General features: G+C 59.0%; 8 protein-coding genes. 1 reads left to right on the top strand and 7 read right to left on the bottom strand.

The window, feature by feature from the left end:
* Positions 1-96: 96 nt before the first annotated feature.
* The 7 genes from QMX97_RS30345 to QMX97_RS30315 form a co-directional block, all read right to left on the bottom strand.
* The gene (locus QMX97_RS30345) at positions 97-618 is read right to left on the bottom strand and encodes a DUF6586 family protein (protein ID WP_065902008.1); all 522 of its coding nucleotides are present in this window, start codon (positions 616-618) and stop codon (positions 97-99) included.
* A 224-nt stretch (positions 619-842) separates the two neighbouring features.
* Complete coding sequence (locus tag QMX97_RS30340; RefSeq protein ID WP_157955097.1) at positions 843-1,013, bottom strand: hypothetical protein; 171 nt, start codon at positions 1,011-1,013, stop codon at positions 843-845.
* Between the two features lie 224 nt (positions 1,014-1,237).
* Positions 1,238-3,859 carry a type I DNA topoisomerase gene (gene topA / locus QMX97_RS30335; protein ID WP_065902010.1) on the bottom strand — a complete coding sequence of 874 codons (2,622 nt, stop codon included), beginning with the start codon at positions 3,857-3,859 and terminating at the stop codon, positions 1,238-1,240.
* Positions 3,860-3,973: 114 nt separating this feature from the next.
* On the bottom strand, positions 3,974-4,210 hold the full coding sequence (locus QMX97_RS30330; RefSeq protein ID WP_021490990.1) for a DUF1653 domain-containing protein: 237 nt from the start codon (positions 4,208-4,210) through the stop codon (positions 3,974-3,976).
* A gap of 97 nt (positions 4,211-4,307) precedes the next feature.
* The gene (fadA, locus tag QMX97_RS30325; RefSeq protein WP_065902012.1) at positions 4,308-5,483 is read right to left on the bottom strand and encodes an acetyl-CoA C-acyltransferase FadA; all 1,176 of its coding nucleotides are present in this window, start codon (positions 5,481-5,483) and stop codon (positions 4,308-4,310) included.
* A 29-nt stretch (positions 5,484-5,512) separates the two neighbouring features.
* On the bottom strand, positions 5,513-7,660 hold the full coding sequence (fadB, locus tag QMX97_RS30320; protein WP_282398129.1) for a fatty acid oxidation complex subunit alpha FadB: 2,148 nt from the start codon (positions 7,658-7,660) through the stop codon (positions 5,513-5,515).
* Between the two features lie 530 nt (positions 7,661-8,190).
* Positions 8,191-8,628 (bottom strand): hypothetical protein, encoded by a 438-nt coding sequence (locus QMX97_RS30315; protein ID WP_120447898.1) that lies wholly within the window; start codon positions 8,626-8,628, stop codon positions 8,191-8,193.
* Positions 8,629-8,733: 105 nt separating this feature from the next.
* Here QMX97_RS30315 and QMX97_RS30310 point away from each other — a divergent pair, with 105 nt between their 5' ends.
* Positions 8,734-9,174, top strand: a complete 441-nt coding sequence (locus QMX97_RS30310; protein ID WP_065902018.1) for a universal stress protein — start codon at positions 8,734-8,736, stop codon at positions 9,172-9,174.
* Positions 9,175-9,263 lie beyond the last annotated feature (89 nt).

Here is a 9,263-nt window from a genome sequence, read left to right as displayed (position 1 = left end):
GGCTTGCTCGCGAAGGCGGTGTATCAGTGCCCTATAAACGCCTGGCACTCCGCCTTCGCGAGCAAGCCCGTCCTGGTGTAAATCAGTGACGCCGCCTCAGCACTCGTTGAGGCCTTCACGAAAGCGCAGGGCCATCTTTTTCAGCTCCTGGCGCCAGCCTTCCAGCTCTTCCCGGCTCAGGGGCTTGGGCTCTTCCTCTTCCAGCGCAACTGCTACGATCAACGGCTGAGTTACGTCGCCCTTGGGCACGTGGGGAATTCGCGGTGGCTGGAACATATCCGCATGCGCCTTGAGCAGGCGCGCCACCCAGCTATCAGGGCTCTGGGCCATTTCCACCAGCTCGGCCAGCTCAGGAATAGCCATGGTCTCCAGCACTTCGCGGTTCATGATCATTTCCGCGCGCGGCGAACCCGCCTGGGGCAAGCGATAGAACCCGGCGATTTCATGGCACAGCCCCAGCAACGCGCCGTACAGGTGGAACAACGCCGCCTCACGCCCCGCCTGGACCAGCGCGATGGCATTCATCTCCTTCCCTTCCTCGGCGCGGCCAAGGGCTTCCAGGGATAAGCCCGCGAAGTAAATTTTCTGGTTGGTACGGGTATAGAGTTCGTTGGCCATAACGGCAGTCTCCACAACGAAAAAGCGTGATGCTGGCTTAACAGTGTCACGGATCAACCGCCCACACTGCAAGCATGGAGTAGAGGGCGGGCACTCCCCCTCCTCCACCAACTATCTACGAGTTGCACACCCGACACACTCTACTTCATATCCACAGCTCACTAGGACAGCGAGAGGCGTGCGCCCGAACTCCCCGGACACGACTTATGGTATGCGCGCTCGCCTTAAAAGGTGACCTGCGGAGGCGCGGCGTTTTTTTCGTTGCCAGCTACGTTTGCGGGCTCTTTCTCATCGGCTTCTTTCTTCTCGAATTGTTTAGCGCCATAGCCTATTGCTCCCTCCACCAAGAACTCAGCGCCCTTAATCGCAGGCATCAGCATCACTTCAAATCCCATTTCACTTGACCCTCTATAGATAATTGACGGGCTAATACCCGACTAATAGGTGGTCAGCTTTATGGGGAACGTTCCGTCACCTGTCACTCATTTCTCTGACAGCTAACCTGCGTGCCTTGAATGGAAAGTCCTTTTGCATAACCACAAAAGCAAATGCCCCGACAAGTCGGGGCATTTGCTTTCAGCCTGTTTCAGGCGACCTTCGTATTACTCGACAACGTCGATCAAGCGCCCTGGCGCTTGTCCTCGACCTTCCACTTACCGCCGTCGTAGAACGCTTTCCAGCCGGTAGGCTTGCCGTCCACTTCGGACTGCACGTACTGCTCCTTGGTCTTGCGGCTGTAGCGGATCACGGCCGGACGACCGTCGGGATCCTTCTTCGGCGCTTCACACAGGAAGTGGTACTTAGGATCGATCTCGTCCTTGTGCGGCACGATCTCCAGCACCAGCGGCGCTCGGGTCTCGCGGTTTTTCGGGAACTGGCTGGCGGCTAGGAACAGGCCCGAAGCGCCGTCACGCAGGATATAGGTGTCGTTGACCTTCTCGCACTTGAGTTCAGGCATCTTCACCGGGTCCATTTTCGGCGGCGCCGCGTCACCGCTTTTCAGCAGTTTGCGGGTGTTCTTGCACGTCGGGTTGGTGCAACCAAAGAACTTGCCGAAGCGGCCAGTCTTGAGCTGCATCTCGCTGCCGCACTTGTCGCACTCCAGGCTTGGGCCTTCGTAGCCCTTGATGCGGTAGCTGCCTTCCTCGATCTCGTAGCCGTCGCAATCCGGGTTGTTACCGCAGATGTGCAACTTGTGCTTCTCGTCGAGCAGGTAGGCATCCATCGCCGTGCTGCAGATCGGGCAGCGGTGCTTGCCACGCAGTACCAGCGACTCGGATTCACCCTCGTCGTCGGCGGCGATTTCATCACCCGGCACAAGGTTGACGGTAGCCTTGCAGCGCTCTTTCGGCGGCAGGCTGTAGCCCGAGCAACCGAGGAACACGCCGGTAGACGCGGTACGAATCTGCATCGGGCGGCCGCATGTCAGGCACGGGATGTCGGTCATCACCGGCTGGTTGGCACGCATGCCGTTCTCGGGGCTTTCGGCCACTTCGAGTTTTTTCTTGAAGTCGCCGTAGAACTCGTCGAGCACGTTCTTCCAGTCGCGCTCGCCCTGGGCCACGTCATCGAGGTTCTCTTCCATGCCGGCGGTGAAGCCGTAGTCCATCAGGTTGGAGAAGCTCTCGGACAAGCGCTCGGTGACGATATCGCCCATCTTTTCCGAATAGAAACGACGGTTGTGCAGCGCGACGTAGCCACGGTCCTGGATGGTGGAAATGATCGCGGCGTAGGTCGACGGACGGCCGATACCGCGTTTTTCCATCTCTTTTACCAGGCTGGCTTCCGAATAACGCGCCGGCGGCTTGGTGAAGTGCTGGGACGGGTCGAGCTTGATCAGCTTCAACGTGTCGCCCTGGGCCATGTCCGGCAGCACATCGTCGTCGCCCGGCTTGGCGATCTGCGGCATGACGCGGGTGTAACCATCAAACTTGAGGATACGGCCCTTGGCACGCAGCTCGAAGTCACCAGCACCCACGCTGACGGTGGTGGACAGGTATTGCGCCGGCAGCATCTGGCAAGCCAGGAATTGGCGCCAGATCAGCTCGTAGAGACGCTCGGCATCGCGCTCCATACCGCTCAGCTTGCTCGGCTCGGTGTTCGCGTCGGAAGGACGAATCGCTTCGTGAGCCTCCTGGGCGCCCTCTTTGCTGCTGTAGACGTTCGGCTTCTCCGGCAGGTACTTCTTGCCGAATTCGCTTTCAATATATGTACGCGCCATCGCAACCGCGTCCACCGAGAGGTTGGTGGAGTCGGTACGCATATAGGTGATGTAGCCGGCTTCGTACAGACGCTGGGCCATCATCATGGTTTTCTTCACGCCGAAGCCCAGGCGGTTACTCGCCGCCTGTTGCAGGGTGGAGGTGATGAACGGCGCCGACGGCTTGCTGCTGGTCGGTTTGTCTTCGCGCTTGACGATGCTGTAGCTGGAGGCCTTGAGCTTCTCCAGCGCGGCCATGGCCTGGGCTTCGTTCAGCGGCTTGAAGGCCTCGCCTTTCTCACGGGCCACTTCAAAGCGCACATTGGCGCCCTTGGCAGTCCCCAGGTCGGCGTGGACTTCCCAGTATTCTTCGGGGTTGAACGCACGGATCTCGCGCTCACGCTCCACCACCAGCTTAACCGCGACCGATTGCACACGGCCGGCGGACAGGCCACGGGCAATCTTGGCCCACAGCAGCGGCGAAACCATGTAACCGACGACGCGGTCGAGGAAACGCCGGGCCTGCTGGGCGTTGACGCGGTCGATATCCAGCTCGCCCGGCTTGGAGAAGGCTTCCTGGATGGCTTTCTTGGTGATTTCGTTGAACACCACGCGCTTGTAGCGGCTGTCGTCACCGCCGATGGCTTCCCGCAGGTGCCAGGCAATGGCTTCCCCTTCGCGGTCCAAGTCCGTCGCGAGATAGATGGTGTCAGCATCCTTGGCGAGCCGGCGCAGCTCTTCGATGACCTTTTCCTTGCCTGGAAGGATTTCGTACTTGGCCTTCCAGCCATGTTCCGGGTCCACACCCATGCGCGAGACCAGCTGCTTGCGCGCTTTCTCTTTAGGGCTGAGCACCGGACCTTCGCCCGCAGCTGCCTTGCCGCGCTTGGCGGCTGGCTCCTTGCTGGCGCTAGCCGAACCGCTGGTGGGCAGGTCTCGGATATGGCCGATACTCGACTTCACCACGTACTCGTTGCCCAAGTACTTGTTGATGGTCTTGGCCTTAGCCGGGGATTCCACAATGACCAGCGATTTGCCCATGGATCGGAAGATTCCTGAATTCGAGAAGTGAAAGGCAGTTGGCGCCTGTCGCGGCAACGCTATATATAGTGGCAACAAGGTGAGGTCAAGCGCAGCATTCTGCGCGGCCTGCCGTTATTGCCCTGAAAAAAGACTGGGTTCGGCCTGGACCAAAGCAAAGCGCGGGACCTGCTCGCCGTCAACTTCGACGGTCTCCAGGAACATGCTCAAAGGACGTACCCAAAAGCCGTAATCGCCATACAGTGCTTGGTAAAACACCACTTCCTCTTCGGTCTCGGAGTGCCGTGCCACGTTGAATACGCGGTACTGCGGCCCCTTGTAATGTTGGTAGAGCCCTGGTTCGACTTTCATGCTCTGGCCCTCTTACAAAATTTGTTGAAAAAAAATATTAAAAATTCCAAAAAACAAAAACCGGGGCACTGGGCCCCGGCTTCCGTCATCCCAACGCTTAGAGGCGTTCGAAGACGGTGGAGATGCCTTGGCCGAGGCCAATGCACATGGTAGCAACCCCAAGGTTGCCGCCATTTTGCTTCATCACGTTAAGCAGAGTGCCGGAAATACGCGCACCGGAGCAACCAAATGGGTGGCCCAGGGCAATCGCACCGCCGTGCAGGTTAACCTTCTCGTTCATCTTGTCGAGTACTTTCAGATCTTTCAGCACTGGCAGGGCCTGTGCGGCGAAAGCTTCGTTGAGCTCGAAGAAGTCGATATCGGAGATGGTCAGGCCTGCGCGCTTCAAGGCTTTTTGTGTGGCCGGTACTGGACCATAGCCCATGATTGCCGGGTCCACACCTGCGACTGCCATCGAACGAATCACCGCCATCGGCTGGATACCCAGGTCCTGGGCTCGCTGCGCCGACATCACGATCATGCACGAAGCACCGTCCGTGATCTGCGACGAAGTACCGGCTGTCACGGTGCCACCCTTTGGATTGAAGGCCGGCTTGAGGGCCGCCAGGCTTTCCAGGGTGGTATCCGGACGAATGGTTTCGTCGTAGTCGAACAGTTTCAGGAAACCGTTCTCGTCATAGCCGTTCATCGGGATGATCTCATCCTTGAACTTGCCTTCCACGGTCGCCTTGTGGGCGAGCTGGTGGGAACGCAGGCCGAAGGCGTCCTGGGCTTCACGGGTAATGCCGTGCATTTTGCCGAGCATTTCCGCGGTCAGGCCCATCATGCCCGAGGCTTTTGCCGCGTACAGCGACATGTGCGGGTTAGGATCGACGCCGTGCATCATGCTGACGTGGCCCATGTGCTCCACGCCACCGACCACGAACACATCACCGTTACCGGTCATGATCGCCTGGGCGGCGGTGTGCAGCGCGCTCATCGACGAGCCGCACAGGCGGCTGACGGTCTGGCCAGCGGCCGTGTGCGGGATCTGGGTCATCAACGACGCCATGCGCGCGATGTTCCAGCCCTGCTCCAGGGTCTGGTTGACGCAGCCCCAGATCACGTCCTCGACTTCGTTCGGGTCGACCTTGACGTTACGCTCCAGCAGTTTGCTGATCAGGTGCGCCGACATGTCTTCGGCGCGGGTGTTGCGGTGCATGCCGCCCTTGGAGCGGCCCATCGGAGTACGACCGAAGTCGACAATCACGACGTCTCTTGGATTCAAGCTCATAAATATTCTCGCTCAAGTGTATGGGACGCTTAACCGAAGAAGCTCTGGCCGTTCTTGGCCATTTCACGCAGCTTCGCGGTCGGGTGGTACAGCGGGCCCAAATCAGCGTATTTGTCAGCCAGGGCAACGAACTCGGCCACACCGATCGAGTCGATGTAACGCAGCGCACCGCCACGGAATGGAGGGAAACCAATACCGTACACCAGGCCCATATCGGCTTCGGCGGCGGTCTCGACGATGCCGTCTTCCAGGCAACGCACGGTCTCCAGGCACAGGGCGATCATCATCCAGTTGATGATGTCCTCATCGGACACCTCACGCTGTTCGTAGATGACCGGCGCGAGTACTTCGTGCACCGACGGGTCGGCCACTTTCTTCTGCTTGCCCTTCTTGTCAGCCTCGTAGGCGTAGAAGCCCTTGCCGTTCTTCTGGCCCAGGCGCTTGGCTTCGTAGAGCGCGTCGATCGCCGAACGGCGGTCGTCTTTCATGCGGTCCGGGAAGCCCTCGGCCATTACGTCGCGACCGTGGTGGCCGGTGTCGATGCCGACCACGTCCATCAGGTACGCCGGGCCCATCGGCCAGCCGAATTTTTCCATGACCTTGTCGATGCGCACGAAGTCCACACCGGCACTCACCAACTTGGCGAAGCCGCCGAAGTACGGGAACAGAACGCGGTTGACCAGGAAGCCCGGGCAGTCGTTGACGACGATCGGGTTCTTGCCCATTTTCTTCGCGTAAGCCACGGTGGTGGCGATTGCCAGCTCACTGGACTTCTCGCCACGGATCACTTCCACCAGCGGCATCATGTGCACCGGGTTGAAGAAGTGCATGCCGACGAAGTTTTCCGGACGCTTGAGGGCCTTGGCCAGCAGCGAGATGGAAATGGTCGAGGTGTTGGACGCCAGGATGGTGTCGTCTTTGACCTGGGCTTCCACTTCTGCCAGTACGGCTTGCTTGACCTTCGGGTTCTCGACAACGGCTTCGACCACCAGGTCGACGTGGCCAAAATCGCCGTAGGACAGCGTAGGACGAATGCCGTTAAGCACTTCAGCCATTTTCGCGGCGGTCATGCGGCCTTTGTCCACGCGGCCGACCAGCAGCTTGGCGGCTTCTGCCAGGCCTCGCTCGATACCGTGCTCGTTGATGTCCTTCATCAGGATCGGCGTGCCTTTGGACGCCGACTGATAAGCGATACCGCCACCCATGATACCGGCGCCGAGTACGGCAGCCTGTTTCACGTCCTTGGCGATTTCGTCGTAGGCCTTGGCCTTTTTCTTCAACTCCTGATCGTTCAGGAACAGGCCGATCAGGCTCTGGGCTGCCGAGGTCTTCGCCAGTTTGACGAAACCTGCCGCTTCCACTTCCAGGGCTTTGTCGCGACCGAAGTTCGCGGCCTTCTGGATGGTCTTGATCGCTTCAACCGGCGCCGGGTAGTTCGGGCCGGCCTGGCCAGCCACGAAACCCTTGGCGGTTTCGAACGACATCATTTGCTCGATGGCGTTGAGCTTGAGTTTTTCCAGCTTCGGCTGACGCTTGGCCTTGTAGTCAAATTCGCCACTGATGGCGCCCTTGATCAGGTTCAGCGCGGCTTCGGCCAGTTTGTCCGGGGCGACTACAGCGTCGACAGCACCGACTTTCAGCGCGTCTTCGGCTTTGTTTTCCTTACCGGCGGCGATCCACTCGATCGCGTTGTCGGCACCGATCAGGCGCGGCAGGCGCACGGTGCCGCCAAAGCCCGGGTAGATGCCCAGCTTGACTTCAGGCAGGCCGATCTTGGCGGTAGCCGACATGACACGGAAGTCTGCCGCGAGGCACATTTCCAGGCCGCCGCCCAGCGCGATGCCGTTGATGGCAGCCACGGTCGGCACGTTGAGGTCTTCGAAATCGCTGAAAATCTTGTTGGCTTCGAGGTTGCCAGCCACCAGCTCGGCATCGGGCAGCTTGAAGTTGTCGACGAATTCGGTGATGTCAGCGCCGACGATAAACACGTCCTTGCCGCTGGAGACGATCACGCCCTTGACCGAAGCATCTGCTTTGATGGTGTCTACGGCCTGACGCAATTCATTCAGGGTTAGACGGTTGAACTTGTTGACGGACTCACCCTTGAGGTCGAATTTCAATTCGACGATGCCACTTTCAAGAGCCTTAACCGTGATGGCTTTACCTTCGTAAATCATCAACTGATCTCCACGATATGGAAGCTGAACAGTACACACTGGACGCTGGCCTCTGGTTGGACACTGACTGTTGCGTCAATGCTCATGCCAATCCGCCAGGCACACCCGCCAATGCGATAGTCGGGATTCTGTATGAGCGGTCTGACAGACAAACGCTCAATTCATACGCCCGTTTGATTTGGGTACGCCACCTTCATCCAATTCCGGGCAATTGTCAATCGCTCGAAAGGCTAGGAAAAACGCGACTTTCCAGTCATTTCAGAACCCCGACCTTAAGCCGGCGACTCGTCAATATTCAAATATTCACAAGATCAATAATAGAAAAGATGTGGGAAAAGGCTGTACAGAACGGGATATGCCGCTAGGCTTGCGACAACCGTAACGCGACTGGATGAACATCCGTCGCGGGAACTACAGATTTACCGGCCTGCCTGGCCAACTCCAGCCCGATGATGATGTCGGGCTTTTTATTGCCTGCTATTTCTCCCGAATACGACGGCCGTAGGAGCCCAGGGCCGGGAGGATAGGTGTCAGGCCAGCGCCTTGAGCAACGCATCGATGTCTTTCAACACACTCGGCTCGCCCTTCTCGCCCCAGTACAAGGCGATCATTTGCTTGTCGGCTTCGACTTTGTAGACGTTGGCCGGCAGCGTCGAAAAATACGGCAACAACTTTTCATCGACGCACACCTCACGCCACTGGTTGACCCACACGCCCGGCTCCAACTGCCAGTAACTCCAGATCGTCGGCGTGCTGCTGCGCCGTGGCCGGCAGTACTGCGCACACGGGCTCGGCGGCTCCTGCTTGAGCCAGTGTGGCCACTCCTGGGGCGCCAGTTGCATGGCCAGGCCGATGCGGCGCGCCTCCATGCGCAGGGCCATGCGCCCGCTCTGATGGCGCGACGGCCGCAGCCATGCCAGGGGGCTCAGAACCACCACAAGGATTGACACCACTATCCAGACCGTCATATGTGTACTCCCGAATTTCTAGATGAGCGGATTTGACCTGACGCAACCCCATCCGCTTGAAAGCAGCCATACTGAATCTATTGCAGTCCCCTGGAGGAACGCCCCATGTCCTACGAACATATTCTGGTCGCTGTCGACCTGACCGAAGAGTGCGATCCAGTGATCAAGCGCGCCCGCGCCTTTGCGGTCGCCAGCAACGCCAAACTCTCCCTGGTGCACATCGTCGAGCCGATGGCCATGGCCTTTGGCGGTGACGTGCCCATGGACCTTTCCCAGCTGCAGCAACAGCAGTTTGACCAGGCCAAGGAGCGCCTGGACCGCTTGATCCTCAAATACCCGGAAGTGACCAAGGAAAACTCCCACCTCACTTACGGCCAACCGCGCCAGGAAATCCACCACCTCGCCAAGGAACAGGGCTGCGACCTGATCGTGGTCGGCAGCCATGGCCGCCACGGCTTGGCGTTGCTGCTCGGTTCTACCGCCAACGACGTGCTGCACGGCGCGCCGTGTGATGTGCTCGCGGTGAAGCTGGTCAAAGCCTCGTAATCCTAACGAAGATCAAATGTGGGAGCGGGCTTGCTCGCGAAAGCTTTTTGTCAGTTGATGCATCTGGTAACTGACACACCGCTTTCGCG

Origin of the sequence: Pseudomonas sp. PS01298, from assembly GCF_029959745.1 — a bacterium.
In the GTDB taxonomy this organism is placed as follows: Bacteria; Pseudomonadota; Gammaproteobacteria; order Pseudomonadales; family Pseudomonadaceae; genus Aquipseudomonas; species Aquipseudomonas aylmerensis.
This window is presented reverse-complemented; position numbering and strand designations above follow the sequence as displayed.